The sequence below is a fragment of the Firmicutes bacterium HGW-Firmicutes-1 genome (assembly GCA_002841625.1).
Taxonomy (GTDB): Bacteria; Bacillota; Clostridia; order Lachnospirales; family Vallitaleaceae; genus HGW-1.
Genome location: PHAG01000009.1, coordinates 88,603 through 109,598, shown reverse-complemented (window position 1 = coordinate 109,598; position 20,996 = coordinate 88,603). Strand labels below are relative to the sequence as shown.

Here is a 20,996-nt window from a genome sequence, read left to right as displayed (position 1 = left end):
GAGATGATATGATACGTGTTGATGGGGATGGGTATGTAATCATTTTTCTGGCCTTACCCTTTGGCCGGTCGGGCGAAAAATGATTACATACCCATCCCCATCTATAGCAATCGTCTCTTCAGTTCATAACAGTGCATCTTTTTTATTGGCGAAAGTTTTGCATATGCAATTGGAAAAGCGGCATGGGTCTCGAGAGTTTTAATTCGGCACAGCCTATTTTCTTGTGTTTTTGAAATATAGTCTTATAACCATTTTTTTCTCTAATATGCAAATATAGTTCTAATCTAATATGTGTATAATTCTTTTGTCAACGATTGAAAAAGGCCTTTATACTTTATTTGGTATCTTCGAAGCCTATCTTTTCTTTAATAATGTAAACTGGTCTTGCCTTCATTTCATCGTATATACGGCCGATATATTCTCCTAATACTCCTAGCATAATGAGGGTAACACCATTTAATATGAGTAAAAGGGCAATGATGCTTGTCCATCCGGTGATGGTTGTGTCTGTGAAGATTCTTTGAAATAGTATTACAATAAGATAAATAAATCCTAAGGCAGATACGGCGTACCCTAAGGTGGAAGCAAGTTTTAGTGGTTTATTTGAAAAAGAAGTTATTCCATCTAGTGCTAATTTTATCATTTTTCTGAGTGGATATTTTGTTTCTCCTAGTAGGCGTTCTTCTCTTTCAAATTCTACGAAGGTTTGTTTAAAACCAACCCAGCTTACAAGTCCCCTGACGTATCTATTTTTTTCTGGCAATCTATTTAAAGCATCACAAACGCTTCTATCAATTAATCTGAAATCTCCCACATCAACTGGAATTTGCACATCTGTAATGCTACTGAGTAATCGATAATAAATCTTTGCAGAAATTCTTTTGAAAATGGTTTCTCCAGCACGTTTGCTTCTTTTACCATACACAACGTCATAACCTTCTTTCCACTTTTCAATCATATTATGCATTATGGCTGGTGGATCTTGTAAATCAGCATCAATGATAATAATTGCATTTCCACATGCCTCGTTCATTCCAGCAGTAATTGCAGGTTGATGTCCAAAGTTTCTAGAAAAGCTGATTAACTTTATGTTTTTGTCTTTTTGACAAATCTCTTTTGCTATATTTTCAGTTTGATCTCTACTCCCGTCATTAATGAAAACAATTTCATAACTTTCATTTGTTTGGTCCATCACTTCTTTTATTCTTCTATAGGACTCTCCAATTACAAGCTCTTCATTGAAGAGCGGTACTATAATTGAATATTGTGTTTTCCCCATCTTATTTTACTCCTTAGGATTCATTGGTTAGTTACTAATCTATTCTTGTATAATAAATGGATGCTTACCACTTCCCTCTCCATCAACTATCTTTACATCCTTACTTAACCTTAATGCTGGTGCTAGACCAATTGTATCTTCAATTGCATCCTTATGGAAAATATACCCATCTGTTGCTACATATCTTACCATACTTGGATTACTTCCCATTGGCGTTCTCAACCAATATGGTTCTTCCTTCGTATGTTCAAGATTATTATTCACTAAATATTCCTTAAGCTCATGTGCATCAAGAAGAAAGACCTGATCATTTGTTTTATAATTATATGCTTCTTCATGCCCCCAGTCAACCGCAGCAGGAATGAACGTCCAGTAAAAAGCATGGGTTCCTCCTTCTTTTAAATTTTTATCTGCATCTGTTAAATAACTGATATTCTCTGATTCCAACACAAGAGATTTATTCTTAGTCAACACATTTAAGAAATCCTTATTTAGCCAGTTTCTTATGTACGAATCTTTCCAAAAATTATTTCCATAGATTTTTCGCTGTTCATCTTTTGAACCTCCCCCCTGATCGAAAGGCATGAACTCTATTACTTCCCTAGAAAACAAAAGAACCGCAGTATCATCCCTTTGGATGATTTGCCAAATAACGTCCTTATCCTCATATTGGCCAAATTGAACATAAGCTCCCACTTCTAACTCACTATACTTTTGAGTTCTATGTTTCATAATTCCACTACTTACAAAAACGATTATCACAAGTCCTATCGAAAGATAAATTGTCTTTTTTGATTTTAGGAGTATGCTGATGATCCATATGAAAAGGACTAAGGCCATCAAATCAAAATAATGTATAAATCCAAACATATGCTTAGCAAGATCAGCTTCACCATTTCCAATAATTGGAACCACAAAATTTACAGCAGTTGACGCTACGATTACAACCCATATTGCCAAAAGTATTATCTTCTCAAGCTTGTCTTCGTCTGTTTTAAGCAATTGCTTTCCTTCATTTATAAAAAGTATGAAGGCCAATAAGAAAAACCCTATAATCACATAAAAGTTATCAAAACGAAGCATTAATCGCAATTTACTCCACAGCTCAAATCGATGAGTAAATTCAAACCTAGGCCTAGCTGGTCCATAATTACCTAAATATGCAGGTTTTATATATCCACTATTCACTGCGGAAATTTTTAATTTTTCTATAAACCGCTCTGGATGGCTAAGGTAATATTTCAAAATGTTCGTCTTTGAAACCTTTCCATAAAATTCACTTTTAAATTCTTCAGAATAAACATCCATAGGATAATTGTTACCTAGATATGCATGTGTATTGGCCAATATCGCATATTTAGGATTTAGATCAAGGTCCATTAAATCCTGTTCTGGTGTTTCTGAATCCTTGAGAACGCCAAAAAAAACAGACTGATAATTCGTTACATCATCCATCCATGTTGGAATATTTTTCGTTAAACTCACAATTCCAATAACTGCTACTATAAAAGAAAGCACTGTAATATACTTAAACCATTTATCCTTACTAATCATAATAAATAACAAGCCAATGATACCAAGCATAGCCCCTATTGGTATGTTTGTAAATTTAGAGCCTGCAAGTATGACAACCGAAATATAATAGCATATGATCAATATACGTCCACCTTTATTCTTCAGTAATTGAAGAGCAATTCCAATGGTAAGCATCGATATTACTAATTGAGCGGCCTCACCGTAAAATGAATTAAAATACAACGTATACCCTTGATCGCAAAATATAATTAACAATAGACCTGCCGCAAGAAACTTCATGAAAGGCTTTTGGTCCTTCAAGAAATTTATAATTAGAAATAGAGCTAATGCATATAAAAATATATAAATAATTGCCAATCCCCCAATGTGATAGGATGTACTGGGATTGTCATGAATTTTGTTATAAATAGTATTGGGTATTTTTGAAAGTTGAAGAAAGATAAAATGAGGTGAGTAATACGGATTTCCGACCGTACTAAGTTTAAAAAAATTTGTAAACTTATCTAGTTTTGTATTTCCCTCTATGTCCATCTCATATTGATCATAAAACCAATAAAAAGGATATGTTGAATCTTCTAAACTATATATGTTGTTTTTATGTGCAAACCTTGGGTAATCTCCATTATCAGATAAGCCCACATTTTCGCCGCTAAATAGTGTCAAAAGAGTGATTACGATAGCTACAACACCAACAGCAATTGGTAGTAAATTCTTATTAAACATTTTTTCTGTTTTCAAATGCCTCAATTTTAGAAACTTCTCCATTATATACCTCTCCTGAAACCATTTTCACTACATAGTCAAAGCTATTATAAAGCAACTTATGGTTTTTTTCAAGTATAAAAGAAGTTAACGCAACTAGCGTTGTTCAAATAAGACACTTCTATTTTTTAATTGATCTATAAATTTGTTACTATCTTTAGATATTTCTACTCGATTATAGTTGGTTTGTACCATTCTTTCTGTATGATTAACTGCAACTTGAATAGATTCTCCTACCTTATCCAATTGTTCAACTACACTCTTGCTTGACATTTGAGATTTACTTACTGAAGACATTACTTCTAATATATTCATTACCACTTCATTAATATAATCTCCTATCATGTCGAAGGCCTTTTCTGACTCTTCAAAGGAAACGATACCATCATCTACTTTTTCATGTTCATCCTTAATCAATTCACTGGCTACGGTTATTTCTTTTTGAATGTTTTGAGTTAAATATTGAATATTGTGTGCAGAATCTTGTGTTTGAGATGCTAACTTTCTAATTTCATCAGCAACAACTGCAAAGCCTCTACCATGTTCCCCAGCTCTAGCTGCCTCTATTGCTGCATTAAGTGCAAGTAAATTAGTCTGTTCAGATATTTGAGTGATTAACGCATTCATGTTTCCTACTTCAACGGATTGTTTTTTCAGAGATTGAATGACCGATTCTAAACGATTGGCACCTTCTTTAATACAATGCATCTGTGTAACAGAATTTTGTATTGCATCCTGACCTTCTGCCGCAGTAGTAAATGCTAATTCAGCACTTTTAGACATTGTTTGTATGAAGGTGTCTGTTTCAGTAAGGGTGATGGTCATTTCATTTACCAATTGATTCGCCTCCACCATGTAGTTAACTTGGCTATCTACTTCAGCACACATTTCATCAAGTGCATTTCTTTCTTCATCAAGAATAGACCCGTTTTCCTCTTGAGAACAAGATAAGTTTTTAATAATTTCTACTATTTCTTTTCCATCAGCTCTACTCTCTTGAACAAATGATTTCACATTAGAAAGCATTAAAAACATACTTCTTACAACTTTTCCTAACCCAGAAGTATTGGCTTGATTTTCCCAAATACTTATCCTAATATCTTTTACATCCTTATCCCAAGTACTTTCGATCATTTCTAATAAACTGGCATATTTTTTCTCGGTAATTGATTTAAATAGATTCATCTTTTTGCTCCTTTTTCATCTATGTTGCAAAATCTCGACATTCGGTTAAAATATATAATCCCTATAAAATCTGGGGAGGATTCCGTAGGGATTATATAAAGGGAGTCTATCGAAAATGTAGGTACTTACTTCATAGGGTCTATATTTTTTCTCAATGCTTCCTCAATATCAGCTGCGGTGTTCAGTAACATAATACGTTCACACAATGTTTCTGAATCTTTCTTACTAATATTTTGAATCAACCATTTTGATTCTAATATGGCAGAGGCACTCATACTAAATTCATCGAGTCCCATTCCTAACCAAAGTGGGATTGCTTTTTGATCAGATGCTGCTTCACCACACATACCTACCCATATACCCTCTTGATGGCCTGCATCAATGATTTTCTTAATCAACCGTATAACTGCAGGATCATAAGGAGAATATAGATGGGAAACCAATGGATTCATTCGATCCACAGCAATGGTATATTGAATCAAATCATTTGTTCCAATACTAAAAAAGTCTACTTCCTTTGCAAAAACATCTGCCATTATAGCCGCCGCTGGGGTTTCCATCATCATACCCACTTCAAGCTCTTGATTAAAAGCTATATTCTCTTCTGTTAATTCTTTCTTAACCTCTGCACTTGCTCTTAGTATCGCTCGTAATTGCGTTTTCCATAGTTCTACCCGCTCCAAGCACAATCTGATTGCTCTAAAGCCGAGAAATGGATTCATTTCCTTTTCAATTTCCAAGTATTTAAGCTCTTTATCTCCTCCAATATCTAAGGTTCTAATGACAACAGGGTGACCTTTCATATCTTCAGTGACTTTTTTATAAGCCTCAAATTGTTCCTCTTCAGTAGGTAACGTGTCTCTACTCATATAGATAAATTCTGTTCTAAATAATCCTATACCGTGAACATTTTTATCTAAAATATTTTTTACATCCTCAGGTGTACCAATATTGGCTACTAACTCAATTTCTATACCATCCTTAGTGATTGCTTTGGTATATTTTAATTGACTCAGATTTTTCTTATACTGTTGTTCTTTTGTTTTTTCATCATGGAAATGTTGTATCATACTTTGGTCCGCTTCTATGTATACCATACCATCTCGTCCATCCAGGACGAGATGTTGGTCATTCTTTACTTTAGATACAATTCCATGAAGTCCAACAATTGCAGGTATTTCTAATGTTCTAGCGAGAATTGCCGTATGAGATGTTTTACCGCCAATTTCAGTAATAAAGCCTAGCACTTTAGACGTATCCATTTGAGCTGTATCTGATGGCGTTAAATCATGGGCTACAATAATAACAGGCTCATCTGTTTTCATCATCTCTTCTTCTTCACCCATACCATTCAACTGTCTTTGTAATCGGTTTGAAATGTCCTTTATATCTAATGCTCGCTCTTTTAGATATGGGTCATCCATTTGATTGAAAATCGAAATATAATAATCCGTTGTCAATTTCAATGCCCATTCTGCATTCCAACTATTGGTTTCAATTGAAGTTTCAACACCAATTATGAGTTCTTCATCTTCTATCAAAGCAATATGTGCTGCAAAAATACTGGCTTCTTTTTCACCGATCTTGACCATTGTACTTTCATAAAGAGCATACAAATGCTTCATTGCATTTGATCTTGCATCTTTAAATCTCTTTTTTTCTTGATCTATATCTGCTATTTTTTGCAAACTAGGATTGATCAGCTCTTTCTTAATCATAACCGAACCTATTGCAATACCACTAGAGGCCGGAATACCTTTTATTTCTATCATTATTACACCTCTTAGTTAAAATCGTTTTTTATCAAGTCTGCAATTTTAGCTATGGCAGCTTCTTCATCTTCACCATTCGCAACAATCGTTAACTCATCACCTTTCATAGCTCCCATACTTAAAATCGAAAGAATACTTTTAGGATTAAATACCTTGGTTGTATCTCCATTTTTAAATAGCTGTATATCACATTTAAATTTCATTGCAGCTTTGGAAAACATATTAGCAGGTCTTGCATGAAGGCCTTCTTCATTTTGTAATTTAATTGCTATCTTTTTCATGACTTTGCCTCCTTTATAGACTTATTGTTTTTTGATAAAGATACATTGATATTTTATCCTTAAATCCCTATTATGCCTCAACCTTTTTTTTCAAGAAACCAAGCATGATAGCTGATACAATTGTACCTGCGAGAATTGCAATGATATACCCTACTAAATTTTCAATTGCAAAGAATACAAACAATCCACCGTGAGGTACTGCTAAGGTAGCTTTAAAAGCCATTGATAAGGCACCAGTTAATGCTGATCCAACCATGATAGAAGGAATTACTCTTAGAGGATCTGCTGCTGCAAATGGAATTGCACCTTCTGTAATAAAGCTAGCTCCAAGTACCCATGCCGCTTTTCCAGCTTCTCTTTCATAAAGGTCAAACTTATTTTTAAACAATACTGTAGCTAAAGCTATCCCTAGTGGAGGCACCATACCAGCCCCCATTACAGCTGCCATTACCATAGTTCCTGAACCCACAACCAAGGTTCCTGTAGCAAAGGCATATGCTGCTTTATTAATAGGACCTCCCATATCAGCTGCCATCATCAAACCAAGTACCAAACCTAAAACAATTGCATTTGAACCTGACATATTCGTTAAATAATTATTCATTGCTGTGTTAATTGCACTTACAGGTGTACCAATAATGTAGAAGAACAATAACCCAACTGCTAAAGAACCTAATACTGGAATAATAAGAACTGGCATAATACCTTGTAAAGACTTTGGTAACTTAATATATTTTTTAATTAATATTACGATATAACCTGCCAAGAAACCTGCAACCAAGCCGCCTAAAAATCCAGAATTAAGTTGCATTGCTACTGCACCACCAATCATACCTGGCGCTAAACCTGGACGATCTGCAATAGAATAAGCTATGTAACCTGCTAAAATTGGAACCATTAAGCCAAATGCTCCACCACCACCGCCAATACCCATTAGAAAGGCAGCAATAGAACCTTCAACTTGAAAACCATTATAACCACCAATAAGGAAACTTAGAGCAATTGCTATACCACCAGCAACAACAAATGGAATCATAAAAGATACACCATTCATTAGATGCTTATAAAAGCCTTTTCTACCCGAAAAACGTTGTTCCTTTAGGTCAGAAGCCTCATCGACTAGGTTGTTTTTACTATAAACATTCGCTTTCAATGCATTCTCTATTAATTGATCAGAACCTTTTAATGCTTCACTAACCGAAACATTAACAAGTTTTTTACCATAAAACCTTTCCATTGGTACAGCAGTATCACAAGCAAGTATTATACAATCTGCTTCTTTGATGTCTTTTTCTGAAAGCTCATTTTCCACACCAACAGATCCTCTAGTTTCAACCTTGATTTCATAACCTTTTTTCTTTGCTGCTGCTTCAAGGGCTTCCGCCGCCATATAAGTATGCGCAATGCCAGTTGGACAAGCTGTTACAGCTAAAATTTTCATAATAAATCCTCCTTAAAATGATGTATAGTTGTTTTGTAACATAACATTAACTCATTACAAATAGCCTTATTTTATAGAGAGGAAATATGTACTTGTTTCATGACTTCAAGTACTTCTTCCATTGAAAAAGATTGTGTACCTTCTTGCGTAACAGCTAATGTTCCACAAGCGGTTGCAAAGACTAAAGAATCCGAAAGAGATAGTCCATTGGCTATACCATGAACTATTCCTGCTAGCATAGAATCTCCTGCCCCTACAGTGCTATTTACCACTACCTTTATTGGTTCTGCCTTTAGTACTTCTTTTTGGGTGACAAGAATACTACCGTCACCACCCATAGAAATTAGAACCATTTTAACATCATACTTTTCTATTATTTCAAGGCTAAGCTTGATAATATCCTTTTCATCATTTAAACTTGTTTTAAAGGCTGCCTCTAATTCATGTATATTAGGTTTAATCAAAAATGGCCCTGCCTTGATACCTTCAACAAGTAATTCTCCATCTGCATCTAAAACAGTCAACGTATTTTCTTTTACAAGTTTAATTAAATCTTTATATGTTTCCTTGGATAATCCCACCGGTATACTACCACTAAAAACCATGTAGTCACTTATAATTGCTTGCTCTCTAAGCATTGATTTAAAATCTTCATATAAGACTGTATTTATGCTAAACCCTTGTTCATTTAGATCTGTAGTAAGTTGATTTCCATGATCCACTATTTTCGTATTTATTCTAGTAAATGCCTCAACCTCAATAAACTGATAGTTCATATTTTCTAAATCTAAGAGTTCATAAACCTTCTTTTTATTATTGATCCCTATAAATCCAATGGCTTTTGTTGAATCATTTAACTGCTTCAATACCTTTGCAACATTTATTCCTTTTCCACCAATATCTTCTCTAGCACTGGTAATTCTATTCACTTGCCCCATTTCTAAGTCATTAACAACAATTGTTCTGTCTATCGCTGGATTTAATGTTATTGTTGTAATCATACAGCGCCTCCTTCCTTATCCATTTTCATACATTCTCTTCACCACAGATTCGTTTATACTCTTTCAACTAAAATGTCATTTTGAATGTAATTATTGTATTCGTTATCCGAAAGATTCTTATCTGTGATAATCTTGTCTATCATGGATAAAGGTGCTATTTGACATAATGCAACTTTTTGAAATTTTGTATGGTCAGTAATAATGATTCTTTCAGAAGCAATTGCTAACATTGCTCTTTTGATCTCTGCCTCTTCTAAATAAGGTGTTGTAGCACCATTTTCTAATGTTATTCCATTTACTCCAATAAACGCCTTTTGAACATTGAATCTTTTAATCATTTCAACACTGATTGCACCAACAGTAGCCTGTGTATTCAATCTAACCTTTCCTCCAATTGCGTATAATTCTACATTTGGATTATTCGATATCAAATTAGATATGCTAGTAGCGTTGGTTATAACCGTTAACTTTAGCTCAGACTCACCTATTAATCTTGCAAGCTCTGATATGGTTGTGCCCGAATCTAGGACAATGCTATCAAAATCTTTAAGTTCCTCAAATGCTTTTTTTGCAATACGTCTTTTCTCATCTGAATAAATCAGTTCCTTTTGATTGAAAGACTCTTCAAAAGTAAGTCTAATGCTGTCATTGATACTTGCACCACCATGTGTTCTCTCTAGCTTATTTTCTTGCTCTAGTAGTGTAAGATCTCTTCGAATGGTTGCTTCAGATGCTTCTAAAATATCGCATAGACTTTTTACAGATATACTACTATTTTTCAATAACAACTGCATGATTCTTTTCTGTCTCTCAACTTGTAGCATGGTACCCTCCTATAAGCCTAAGTCACTATTTTTTAGTAATTCCATAATTTCCTCAGGTGATTTGCTTTGTCTTAAACCTTCTCTAAATTCTTCCTTCATAAGCTTTCTTGATATACTAGCCAATATTTTTAAGTGAAGTGATCCCGCACTTTCCTCTGGAACACCAATCATAAAAACCAAATCAACTGGTTCATTGTCTAGCGAATCCCAATCAACACGTTGTACTTTTGCAAATACTAGGAATGGTTCTTTCACAGCATTTGTTTTACCATGGGGAATAGCTACTCCAAATCCAACTGCCGTACTATACTCTGATTCTCTCTTTAACACTGCTTTTACATAAGCGGCGATATCTTCAACACGTCCTTCATCATATGCCATTTGTGCAAGTTCTTGAATGACTGCTTCTTTTGTTTCATGTTTAACCTGAAGGTTAATCAATGCTTCATTAATAATCATATACATACTCCTTTACTAGGGCGTTTTCAATACATTAACAATCATTTTCAATCATTAATTTTATTTTTAATCGTTTTTGATTGATTTCATTGTAATATATCGATCAAATTAAATCAAGTGTTTTATTTTCATAATATACATTTCCACATATTACACATAAATAGTCTTTTTTTTTGTGCATTCTCACATATATTTATATTTCATTTTATAATAAAAAAAATGCCCCAAATAGAATTAAATTCTTTTTGAAGCACTTTGACTATATTGCTTATAAGGTTTATTACTTATCTATTGCCGCTACCATTTGCATAATACCATCTATATCTTGACCATCTATCGTTTCTTTTTGCATTAAAAGCGCGGTAATTTTATCTAATATATCACCATTATAGGTGAGTAATTGCTTTGTTTCTAAGTATAAATCTTTCATTTTTTCACTACACTTTTCATATGTACTTTCAGGAATGCCAACTCCCGTATCAAGATAGAACAACTTATTATCTTCATCCATACCATATGTACTATAAAACTGATAAAGCTCTTTTGAAGCCTCTTTAATATCATTCATTGCTCCAGTTGTTACATTGTCCTCTCCAAAGGCCAATTCTTCTGCTGCTCTACCACCAAGAAGAACTTTAATGCTTCCTATTATTTCACCCTTCTTTCGATACATTTTATCTTTTGTAATATTGTAATTATAACCAGCAACACCCTTAGTAGTCGGGATAATTGTTACTTTTGCCACTTCCATATCTGGAAGCAATAGCTTTGTAACCAATGCATGTCCCGCCTCATGATATGCGGTAATGAGCTTTTCATCCTCGCTTACTGTATTGTTGCTGTTCTTTTTTGACATGCCCGCAACTACGGTATAAAATGCATTCTCAAAATGATCTTTCGTTATAATTGTACAACCTTCATTCGCTGCAATGATTGCACCTTCATTGACAAGATTTTCTAACATAGCTCCACTAAACATTACTGTTTGCTTTGAAAGTTGATGAATGTCTACATCCTCTGATATAGGCTTTTCTTTCATATATAGTTTTATAATCTCTTCTCTCGCTTCTTTATCAGGTAACGCAACTTCTATTTGTCTATCAAATCTACCTGGTCTTAGCAATGCTGGATCTAAGGTATCCGCTCGATTTGTAGCACCTATCACTACGATGCCCTCTGTACTATTAAAGCCTGACATCTCCGTTAATAGGGCATTTAAAGTTTGCTCTCTTTCATCATTTGCAGCACCCTTATTACCTGATCTACTCTTACCTAATGCATCAATTTCATCTATGAAAATAACTGCTTTTTCGCTTTTTCTTGCACTTTTAAATAATTCTCTTACTCTATTTGCTCCAACACCTACATACATTTGCACAAAATCTGATCCACTCATGGCAAAAAAAGGTACGTTGGCTTCTCCTGCAATTGCCTTAGCTAAAAGAGTTTTCCCTGTACCTGGAAGTCCATAGAGCAATATACCTCTTGGCATTTTAGCTCCGATTTCTTTATATTTTTCTGGTTGTTTTATGAAGTCTATGATATCTTTAACCATATCTTTTGCCTCATAATTTCCAGCAACATTTACAAATTTAATAATATTTTCTCTATGTACACCTTTCTTGTTGAAATCTCTAATTAACTGCTTCGTCTCTCCTGTTCCCTTTTTCATATACAGTATAATACCAAGAATAAGTATCATTACAAAAAGTGATGAGAATACCCGCGTTAAATCTGTTACCGATTTATATTGTACTTCAATACCTTTCAACAATAAAAACTCTTTTAAATCTGTTCTCAATGGATTGGGAACATTAAAGGTTTCTTGATTTTTCAAAATAATATTTAATTGCTCTTCATTTTTAATAATAACTTTTGCAACCTCATTGTTCTCCACTGCTTCTATAAAAATAGGATAATTCATTGTGGCTACATCCTTCTTTTCCACAAATCTTAAGCTAATAAGAACCATTACTGCAATGAAACATAGCACCACACTAAAAATGATAACTTTCTTTTTCATATTATCCCCCTTTTGATAAAACAGGAAAGCCACCTAATTGAGTATAGACTTCCCTGCCTACTATAAATGGCATGGCCACTTTCTCGTGCTTCTATTATACTTTGACTGTTTTTTTAACGCCATAGTGGAATGTTACCAATCCTAGAACGAGTCCTTCCAAGTAAAAAAGAAAATAGTAAAAATACTCATAAGAAAAAAGTGCCTGTCCCCTTTCTCAGGCACAAAAAAGGAACCATTACGCAACTCGCGTTGTGCAACAGTCCCTCAAAAATAACTGCTTAAATTCTATTAGTTCTTGCAGTTTGTCTCATTATTGTTATTATTATTGTTATCATTTCTGTTTTTGTCATTTTTATTCATGTCGCGGTTATCTTTTAAATTGCTCATTTGATTTTCATTTCTTTTATCGTTGTTTTTACCTTTAGCCATTTGTGGTTCCTCCTTTTATTAAATACAGTATTGTATTTCTCGTACATACATATTATCTCTTCTCAATTAATGATTTATTCAAAAAAAAATGAATGGTTTTATTTACTTTTTGTTTTGTTCTGTAATAAAATTTGGTATAATGAATTTGTTAGAAGAAATACTTAATAAGCAGGTGAACAATGATAAAATTCAAAAGAATACCAATAGATAATATTGTTGTAGGAATGATTTTAGGCGATGATGTAATGAATTCAAATGGATTAATACTAATACCTAGAAAAACAGCATTACAACAAAAACATATTTATCGTTTAAAACTTTATGATATCTTAAGTGTTGTAATAGAACTAGAAACAAGTATTCCTCTTACTATTGAGGAAGAAGAAGTAATACAGCCACTATTCGAAGAAGTAGTCAATACACCCAACGTTTCAAATCAACAAAACTTTAACGAGTTTCGTAATGTTTACCAAAAAAATGAAGATGAAATCAAATCACAATTATATGCAATTAGCAATGGAGACCAAATAAAAATTGATGATTTGCGTACAATTAGTCAATCTTTATTAGATGGTTTGGTTACGAAAGGTGAACTATTCAACTATCTATATCATTTAAAAGCAAACGATGATTATACCTATACGCATTCTCTGAATGTTTCTTTGCTTTGCAATATATTTGGAACCTGGTTAAAATTACCCGCTGCTCAAATAGAAGAGCTTACCCTCGCTGGCTTGCTTCATGACATTGGTAAAGTGAAGGTTGATGAAAATATATTAAACAAACCAGGAAAACTTACTTCTGAAGAGTTTGGGGCAATAAAAAAACATTCTAGATTAGGCTATGATGCTATTAAGGATCAGCCAATCTCAGATGCAATTAAATACGGAGTATTGATGCATCATGAAAAAATGGATGGTTCTGGTTATCCCTTAGGATTACACGAAGCAGATATTCACGAATTTGCTAAGATTATTGCAATTGTTGATATTTATGATGCCATGACTTCAAATCGTTCCTATCACAAAAAGTTCTCACCTTTTAAAGTAATACAAGTTTTTGAGCAAGAATCCTATGGATTATTAGATACTGCTTTCTTGTTTGTTTTTTTACAAAACATTGCTCATAATTATCTTGGAAAAGAGGTTAAGCTCTCAAATGGTGATATTGGTAAAATTGTATTTATTCACAATACTGCTCCATCAAGGCCTATCATTGAAATTGGCGAAAGAATGGTAGACCTAATGACTGAGACTTCCTTAAATATCGAAGAAATTATGTAAATCCGGAAGTATGTTACAAAACCTCCACTTTCGGTTAAAATTGATATTGTATTTATTTTATAATTATATTATAATAATTAGTAATCTATATTGTTTCCCCTTCAAAAAACAATATAGATAATAATATTCACAACCCTTGTAAATATTATACTCCCCAAAATAACCACATTTATTGTGGTTATTTTATTTATATATACCCTTTTTCTAGCTTGCTGATCTAAAGGTACTTTGGTTTTTAGGATAGTTCCCCGTAAGTAATTCGAAAAGTTCTTGCACAATAAAGTCATATTCTGTTAAAATAAGACCAAATAAATAATATAGGTGGTGTCATCATGACAATACAAGAAAAATCACTTGCGATGCATGAACAATGGCAAGGTAAGCTAGAAATTACTTCGAAAGCTAAGGTTAATAATAAAGAAGACTTATCCATTGCTTATACTCCTGGCGTAGCTGAGCCATGTAAAAAAATACATGAAAATAAAGAAGATGTTTATAAATATACGATGAAAGGAAATACAGTAGCGGTAATCACTGATGGTACTGCTGTACTTGGTTTAGGTGATATTGGACCTGAAGCTGCTCTTCCTGTTATGGAAGGCAAAGCTGTTTTATTCAAGGAATTTGCCGGTATAAATGCGATTCCAATTTGCCTAGATACAAAAGATGTAGATGAAATTGTTAAAACAATTACCTATTTGGCTCCTGGTTTTGGCGGCATTAACTTAGAAGATATTGCTGCACCAAGATGCTTTGAAATTGAAGAACGTTTAAAGGCAATTTTAAATATACCTGTGTTTCATGATGATCAACACGGTACTGCAATTGTAGTTCTTGCTGGTATTATTAACAGCTTAAAACTTGTTAATAAAAAACCATCTGAATGTACTGTTGTCATTAACGGCGCAGGCTCTGCTGGAACAGCAATATGCAAACTTTTACTTCAAAAGAATTTTGCAAATATCATTATGTGTGATAAACCTGGCGTAATCTATAGAGGAGCAAATTGGTTAAATTGGGCACAAAAGGAAATTTCAGAAAAAACGAATACAAATAATATGAATGGCTCCTTATCGGATGCATTAAAAAATGCTGATATTTTTGTAGGTGTTTCAGCTCCTGGTATAGTAACTGAAGAAATGATTTCCTCAATGAACAAAGACTCAATTGTCTTTGCAATGGCAAATCCTGTTCCAGAAATCATGCCAGACCTAGCAAAAAAAGCAGGTGCAAGAGTCGTAGGCACTGGAAGATCAGATTTCCCAAATCAAGTAAATAATGTCCTTGCTTTTCCTGGAATTTTCAAAGGTGCTTTAGAAGGACGCGCAAGTCAAATCACTGAAGAAATGAAGCTTGCTGTAGCTGAAGCATTAGCAAATATGGTAAATGTTTCAGATATTACAGATGAAAACATATTACCCATGCCTTTTGAAAAAGGTGTTGCCGAGGTTGTTGCTAAAGCTGTAATAAGCTGCATCCGTTAAAAAAATGATACTTGAAGGAACTCCTCAATCTTACCAGTTTATTTTTTATGATCAGACATATATTATAGTATAGTCCATTAAAGGAGTATTCATATGTCAGAAATAATGAGCGAGGAAGTTTTAATAGATGAACTTAACCATTTTAGATTCGTTTTAACAAATTATGATTTCTCGGAAATATCAAATATTGTTTTCTTTGATATGGAATCCTTGAATTATTATTTAAGCACTCATGAAGACAATCCAATTGAAAGACAATATCAAGAAATCGAAATAGCATTAAACAAATTATCTCCATATTTACCTTCGAATATTTCAAGTGACACGATAGATGTTCTTTCAGAATTGTTAAATACAGAGTACTATAATACTACATTATTAAAGGAACATTTGATCTTTAACATTAAACTTGACTTTATTGAACGTGTTAAGAGCATTGACTCAGAAGAAGAATGGCAAAAATTATTAATCATTTGTAAACGTTTAAGGCAAGAAAAATGTAAGGAAGAATTTTCTGTGAGGTAAACTATAAATATGTGGAATGATAAACCTTATTATGCACTCAATCAATATTATAGGGAGTTATACGGAGAAAAGGTTTACAAATTAGCTTTAAATGCTAATTTGTCATGTCCCAATAGAGATGGCAAAATAGACACTAGAGGGTGTCTTTTTTGTAGTGAAGGTGGTTCTGGTGATTTTGCCTCAGATAAAGCACTGAGTATTACGCATCAAATCGAACAAGGTAAGGAACTTATTGCAAAGAAAAACAAGGGTTCAAAATATATTGCATATTTTCAAGCCTTTACAAATACTTATGGCGATCTTGATTATTTAAGGAAAATCTACGAGGAAGCCATCAACCATCCCGACATAGTAGGTATATCAATTGCAACAAGACCCGATTGTCTTGATGGGGATATCCTTAACCTACTTCATGATATCAGCAAACAAAAAAAACTTTGGGTTGAACTTGGACTACAGACTATGCATCCTCGGACTGCTGAACTTATTAGAAGGGGCTATTTGTTAGAATGCTTTGAAGAAGCTGTTGAGCAACTTAATCGTTATTCTATTGATGTAGTAGTACATCTTATAATTGGCCTTCCAAAAGAATCTTGCGAAGATATTTTAGAAACTGTGCAATATGTTGTTTCAAAACCAATTCAAGGGATAAAGCTTCAACTATTACATATATTAAAAGGAACAGATTTAGCGCAGTTATATTATGATCATTGTATAACACCTTTATCTTTAGAGGAATATGCAGGTTTAATAGTAGATTGTATTGAGAGAATTCCTAAGAATATTGTCATTCATCGTATAACTGGTGATGGACCTAGACAACTATTGTTGGCTCCTATGTGGAGTACAAATAAAAAGTTAGTACTAAATACGATAACAACGTTTTTTAAGGATAGATCTTCTTATCAAGGAAAACACTATCAGTAACTCCTCGCAACAATATATAGTATGTTTTTTATAAAGAGATACCATATGCTGTGTATTTTTTAAAATCAACTTGTTTATTTTCCCAATATGATATAAAATAAGAAAAAGAGCAATTGTTACTTAAGAGGAGGAGAAATATGAATGCTACGAATCAAGAACTTAGCTTAAATAAATTAATTATACTTTATATGTTAAATATACTAAACTCACCATTAACAAATTCAAAAATATCTGAATTCATTTTGAATAATGGCTATACAAATTACTTCTCTTTACAAGAATACTTGAATCAGATGACAGAATCAGATTTATTAAAAACTACAAATATTTCTCATACAACTATGTATTACATTACAGAAAGCGGCAAAACCACCTTAGAGTTTTTCGAAAACCGTATTCCTGATAGTACAAAAGAAGAAATTGTAAAGTATCTTAATGATAACAAGTTTGAGATTAAATCAACTCTAGAAATATCTGCTGAGTATTATCCTGGTGTAAAAGAGGATATCCTAGTGCATTGTGTTGCAAAAGAAAACAAAGAAATTATTATGGAGCTAAAGGTTACAGTTTATGAAAAAGATTATGCAATAAAAATATGTGAAAACTGGAAATCTAACAATCATGAAATATATAAAAATCTATTAGCAGATTTAACCAAATAAAGAATGTTTTACCAAATTGCTTCGCTATACATTCCTAACAAATAATATACCCTATTGCATAGACATATTTTCCATGTCCATTCGATAGGGTATTATTTTTAATCTATTTATTTGTGAATTCTATTCTTCTTCTTTAAATCCAAGTTGGTCTTCAAACTCATCCCATATTGCATCTCTACCTTGCTTCGTCATGGATGAAAAAGGAATAATTGCACTCGCATCACTTAATTTCAAGGCTTTTCTAATCATTGAAATATGCTTTTGTATTTGACTTCTATTGATCTTATCTGCTTTTGTAGCCACTATAACTGGTTCAAAACCGTTTCCTCGTATCCAATTTACCATCATTTTATCATTTTCAGAAGGCTCATGTCTGATATCTACAAGTAATACGACAATTTTTAATTCTTGTCTTTTTTTTAGATAATATTCAATCATTTTACCCCATTCTTCTCTTGAGGTTTTTGAAGACTTGGCATAACCATATCCTGGTAGATCTACAAAATATACTACGTTCTCAACATTATAATAATTAATCGTCCTTGTTTTTCCTGGCTGTCCTGATGTTCTCGCAAGTGCCTTTCTATTAATTAAGCCATTAATTAATGAGGATTTTCCTACGTTGGACCTTCCAGCAAAAGCTATTTCAGGTAGACCTGTTGTTGGGAATTGTTCCATTTTTACTCCTACAGCTTCTAATGACACATTATTTACAAGCATTTTGCTCCTCCTGATTGATATCAATTAAGGCTTCTTTTAACACTTGATTCATATTACTTACGTATACAATATTCAAGCCCTTTAGTATTTCCTTATTAATCTCTGCAATATTTCTTTTATTATCCTCGGGTACGATAACTTTTTTAATTCCCGCCCTTTTAGCAGCCAATAATTTTTCCTTTAAACCGCCAATGGGTAGCACCCTTCCCCTTAATGTTATTTCACCTGTCATAGCAACCTCATGACTTACCGGATGGTTAGTTAATGCTGAAATCATAGCAACTGCCATAGTTATCCCAGCTGAGGGTCCATCTTTAGGAACAGCACCTTCTGGAATATGAATGTGAATATCTTTTTTCTCATAAAAGTCTTCAGGCATATTTTCTATTAATTCGCTCATTGATCTTATAAAGCTAATGGCTGCCTTAGCAGATTCCTTCATTACATCTCCCAGCTGTCCCGTTAAATCAAATTTACCTGTGCCATTCATAACGTTTACTTCGATAGATAAGGTATCTCCACCAACCTCTGTCCACGCTAGGCCTCTTGCAATACCTATTTGAGGCTTTTCTGATACCATATCAAAACGATATAATGGTGTTCCAAGAAATGTTTTTATATTTTTTTCAGTAATTTTATGTGCCATTTTTTGATCCGCGTCAATGAGCTTAGCAACTTTACGACATATTTCTCCAATCTTTCTTTCGAGATTTCTCACACCAGCTTCTTTTGTATATTCATTAATGATTCTAGTGATTGCTTGTTCACTTATCATTAATTGTTCTATAGGAATACCGTGTTTTTCTTTCTGTTTGGGAATTAAAAATCTACTTGCTATATGTACCTTCTCATTTTCTGTATAACTTGATACCTCTATTAACTCCAATCGATCCAATAATGCTTTAGGAATATTCCTTAATGAATTCGCGGTAGCAATAAACAATACATCTGATAAGTCGACTGAAACTTCAACATAATGATCTCTGAACTTACTGTTTTGTTCTCCATCAAGTACCTCTAAAAGTGCTGATGATGGATCACCTCTCATATCACTCGTCATCTTATCTATTTCGTCAAGTAATATCAATGGATTACTTGTCCTTGAATATTTCAAAGCATTCACGATTCTTCCTGGCATCGCTCCAACATATGTTTTTCTATGTCCTCTAATTTCTGCTTCATCTCTTACGCCGCCTAAGGATATCCTTGAATAACTTCGGTTTAGAGCTCTTGCAATAGATTTTGCTATGGACGTTTTACCCGTGCCCGGAGGTCCCACTAAGCAAATAATAGGGCTATCTGTTTTTTCTGAAAGCTTGCGTACTGCTAAATGCTCTAAAACACGTTCCTTCACCTTTTCTAGACCATAGTGATCCTCATTTAATATGTTCTCTGCTGTTTCTAAATCTGTAGCTTCAATCGTTCTATGATCCCATGGCATGTCTAGCAGCCACTCAATATAATTTCTGCTCACAGTACCTTCCGCTGAACCGAGTGGTATTTTTTTCAGTCTATTGATTTCCTTTTCTAATCTTTGAACCACCTCTTCTGAGGCTTTGATATTTTTTGTTTTTTGTACATATTCATCAATTTCTTCTTCTATGCTTTGTTGCTCGCCTAATTCATTTTGAATTACCTTAATTTGTTCTCTTAAGAAATAGTCCTTTTGGTTTTTATCTATTTTAACCTTGACTTGATCATTAATATCTCTTTTAATTTTTACAATTTCTATTTCTGCATTCAGTATTGTAATCGCTAGCTTAAGTCTACTAATTGGATCATCATTGCTTAATAGGCTTTGTTTATTATCGAGTGATCCAATTAAATTGTAGCCAATCGCATCCGCTATTTTTCCAATATCTTCTATCATTAACATTTTTGCGACTGTTTCATTCGCAAATGTAGGATTCATTTTTGAAAATTCTTCAATCATTTCTCTAGCCATACTAAGTAAGGCACTCTTTTGAGCATCGATAATTTCTACTTCTTCCTCGTCCTTGACCTGGATATCAGCAACGATATATGGTTCTTCTTGAGTTATACTCAAAATACTTCCTCTTTTTTCTCCTACAACTAACAACCTAACAATATTTTTAGGGAGCTTAATCATCTGTTTAATTCTTGCTACTGTTCCTTGCTCATACAAATCTTCTTTTGGATTTGGTTCTTCAAGATGTGCTTCCTTTTGTGCAACCAGAAAAACCATTTGATTTTTTTGCATTGCAAACTCTAAGGCTTCAATAGACTTTTCTCTTTTCACATCAAAATGCATTACCATGTCTGGAAAAAGATTTATGCCTCTTAAGGCTAATACGGGTAAATCTACTATGTACGATTTTGGGTTCATTATATGCCCTCGCTTTTTAAGAAAATATAAATTCCCCCTGCTTAAGCAGGGGGATT

Annotated in this window: 17 protein-coding genes; 5 read left to right on the top strand and 12 right to left on the bottom strand. The window is 33.4% G+C overall.

Annotated elements, in window-relative coordinates:
- Positions 1-334 precede the first annotated feature (334 nt).
- From CVU84_11570 to CVU84_11525, 10 genes are all read right to left on the bottom strand, one after another.
- A complete protein-coding gene (locus tag CVU84_11570) occupies positions 335-1,279 on the bottom strand; it encodes a glycosyltransferase (GenBank protein PKM94092.1) in 945 nt (314 codons plus the stop codon).
- Between the two features lie 39 nt (positions 1,280-1,318).
- On the bottom strand, positions 1,319-3,580 hold the full coding sequence (locus CVU84_11565) for a hypothetical protein (GenBank protein ID PKM94091.1): 2,262 nt from the start codon (positions 3,578-3,580) through the stop codon (positions 1,319-1,321).
- A gap of 93 nt (positions 3,581-3,673) precedes the next feature.
- Positions 3,674-4,762: a hypothetical protein gene (locus CVU84_11560; GenBank protein PKM94090.1), complete on the bottom strand. Its 1,089-nt coding sequence runs from the start codon at positions 4,760-4,762 to the stop codon at positions 3,674-3,676.
- Between the two features lie 125 nt (positions 4,763-4,887).
- Complete coding sequence (ptsP, locus tag CVU84_11555) at positions 4,888-6,534, bottom strand: phosphoenolpyruvate--protein phosphotransferase (GenBank protein ID PKM94089.1); 1,647 nt, start codon at positions 6,532-6,534, stop codon at positions 4,888-4,890.
- Positions 6,535-6,545: 11 nt separating this feature from the next.
- Positions 6,546-6,815 (bottom strand): HPr family phosphocarrier protein, encoded by a 270-nt coding sequence (locus CVU84_11550; protein PKM94088.1) that lies wholly within the window; start codon positions 6,813-6,815, stop codon positions 6,546-6,548.
- Between the two features lie 70 nt (positions 6,816-6,885).
- Entirely contained in the window at positions 6,886-8,259 is a 1,374-nt protein-coding gene (locus tag CVU84_11545; protein PKM94087.1) for a PTS fructose transporter subunit IIBC, read from the bottom strand.
- 68 nt (positions 8,260-8,327) lie between these two features.
- On the bottom strand, positions 8,328-9,257 hold the full coding sequence (gene pfkB, locus CVU84_11540) for a 1-phosphofructokinase (GenBank protein ID PKM94086.1): 930 nt from the start codon (positions 9,255-9,257) through the stop codon (positions 8,328-8,330).
- A 53-nt stretch (positions 9,258-9,310) separates the two neighbouring features.
- Positions 9,311-10,081 (bottom strand): DeoR family transcriptional regulator, encoded by a 771-nt coding sequence (locus CVU84_11535; protein ID PKM94085.1) that lies wholly within the window; start codon positions 10,079-10,081, stop codon positions 9,311-9,313.
- Positions 10,082-10,090: 9 nt separating this feature from the next.
- Complete coding sequence (locus CVU84_11530) at positions 10,091-10,540, bottom strand: PTS mannose transporter subunit IIAB (protein ID PKM94084.1); 450 nt, start codon at positions 10,538-10,540, stop codon at positions 10,091-10,093.
- A gap of 280 nt (positions 10,541-10,820) precedes the next feature.
- Positions 10,821-12,563 carry a cell division protein FtsH gene (locus CVU84_11525; protein PKM94083.1) on the bottom strand — a complete coding sequence of 581 codons (1,743 nt, stop codon included), beginning with the start codon at positions 12,561-12,563 and terminating at the stop codon, positions 10,821-10,823.
- 608 nt (positions 12,564-13,171) lie between these two features.
- Between CVU84_11525 and CVU84_11520 the strand changes: the two genes are divergently transcribed.
- From CVU84_11520 to CVU84_11500, 5 genes are all read left to right on the top strand, one after another.
- A complete protein-coding gene (locus tag CVU84_11520) occupies positions 13,172-14,275 on the top strand; it encodes a hypothetical protein (protein ID PKM94082.1) in 1,104 nt (367 codons plus the stop codon).
- 332 nt (positions 14,276-14,607) lie between these two features.
- Entirely contained in the window at positions 14,608-15,759 is a 1,152-nt protein-coding gene (locus CVU84_11515) for an NAD-dependent malic enzyme (GenBank protein PKM94081.1), read from the top strand.
- A 93-nt stretch (positions 15,760-15,852) separates the two neighbouring features.
- On the top strand, positions 15,853-16,284 hold the full coding sequence (locus CVU84_11510; GenBank protein ID PKM94080.1) for a hypothetical protein: 432 nt from the start codon (positions 15,853-15,855) through the stop codon (positions 16,282-16,284).
- Between the two features lie 3 nt (positions 16,285-16,287).
- Positions 16,288-17,211, top strand: a complete 924-nt coding sequence (locus CVU84_11505) for a TIGR01212 family radical SAM protein (protein PKM94079.1) — start codon at positions 16,288-16,290, stop codon at positions 17,209-17,211.
- A gap of 137 nt (positions 17,212-17,348) precedes the next feature.
- Positions 17,349-17,873, top strand: coding sequence for a DUF4364 domain-containing protein (locus tag CVU84_11500; protein ID PKM94078.1), 525 nt, complete (start codon positions 17,349-17,351; stop codon positions 17,871-17,873).
- A gap of 120 nt (positions 17,874-17,993) precedes the next feature.
- On the opposite strand, the gene CVU84_11495 is transcribed toward CVU84_11500, so the two are convergent.
- Both CVU84_11495 and lon read right to left on the bottom strand, forming a co-directional pair.
- Positions 17,994-18,593, bottom strand: a complete 600-nt coding sequence (locus CVU84_11495) for a YihA family ribosome biogenesis GTP-binding protein (protein ID PKM94077.1) — start codon at positions 18,591-18,593, stop codon at positions 17,994-17,996.
- The gene (gene lon, locus CVU84_11490; GenBank protein PKM94076.1) at positions 18,580-20,940 is read right to left on the bottom strand and encodes an endopeptidase La; all 2,361 of its coding nucleotides are present in this window, start codon (positions 20,938-20,940) and stop codon (positions 18,580-18,582) included. The genes CVU84_11495 and lon overlap by 14 nt, the downstream gene beginning before the upstream one ends.
- Between the last annotated feature and the right edge of the window lie 56 nt (positions 20,941-20,996).

What these genes read in the sequence shown, in the direction of transcription:
- pfkB (PKM94086.1), bottom strand. Translation starts at nt 9,257, where the DNA reads ATGATTACAACAATAACATTAAATCCAGCGATAGACAGAACAATTGTT.
- CVU84_11560 (PKM94090.1), bottom strand. Translation starts at nt 4,762, where the DNA reads ATGAATCTATTTAAATCAATTACCGAGAAAAAATATGCCAGTTTATTA.
- CVU84_11495 (PKM94077.1), bottom strand. Translation starts at nt 18,593, where the DNA reads ATGCTTGTAAATAATGTGTCATTAGAAGCTGTAGGAGTAAAAATGGAA.
- CVU84_11565 (PKM94091.1), bottom strand. Translation starts at nt 3,580, where the DNA reads ATGGAGAAGTTTCTAAAATTGAGGCATTTGAAAACAGAAAAAATGTTT.
- CVU84_11520 (PKM94082.1), top strand. Translation starts at nt 13,172, where the DNA reads ATGATAAAATTCAAAAGAATACCAATAGATAATATTGTTGTAGGAATG.
- CVU84_11550 (PKM94088.1), bottom strand. Translation starts at nt 6,815, where the DNA reads ATGAAAAAGATAGCAATTAAATTACAAAATGAAGAAGGCCTTCATGCA.
- CVU84_11530 (PKM94084.1), bottom strand. Translation starts at nt 10,540, where the DNA reads ATGATTATTAATGAAGCATTGATTAACCTTCAGGTTAAACATGAAACA.
- CVU84_11515 (PKM94081.1), top strand. Translation starts at nt 14,608, where the DNA reads ATGACAATACAAGAAAAATCACTTGCGATGCATGAACAATGGCAAGGT.
- CVU84_11510 (PKM94080.1), top strand. Translation starts at nt 15,853, where the DNA reads ATGTCAGAAATAATGAGCGAGGAAGTTTTAATAGATGAACTTAACCAT.
- ptsP (PKM94089.1), bottom strand. Translation starts at nt 6,534, where the DNA reads ATGATAGAAATAAAAGGTATTCCGGCCTCTAGTGGTATTGCAATAGGT.
- CVU84_11500 (PKM94078.1), top strand. Translation starts at nt 17,349, where the DNA reads ATGAATGCTACGAATCAAGAACTTAGCTTAAATAAATTAATTATACTT.
- CVU84_11570 (PKM94092.1), bottom strand. Translation starts at nt 1,279, where the DNA reads ATGGGGAAAACACAATATTCAATTATAGTACCGCTCTTCAATGAAGAG.
- CVU84_11535 (PKM94085.1), bottom strand. Translation starts at nt 10,081, where the DNA reads ATGCTACAAGTTGAGAGACAGAAAAGAATCATGCAGTTGTTATTGAAA.
- lon (PKM94076.1), bottom strand. Translation starts at nt 20,940, where the DNA reads ATGAACCCAAAATCGTACATAGTAGATTTACCCGTATTAGCCTTAAGA.
- CVU84_11525 (PKM94083.1), bottom strand. Translation starts at nt 12,563, where the DNA reads ATGAAAAAGAAAGTTATCATTTTTAGTGTGGTGCTATGTTTCATTGCA.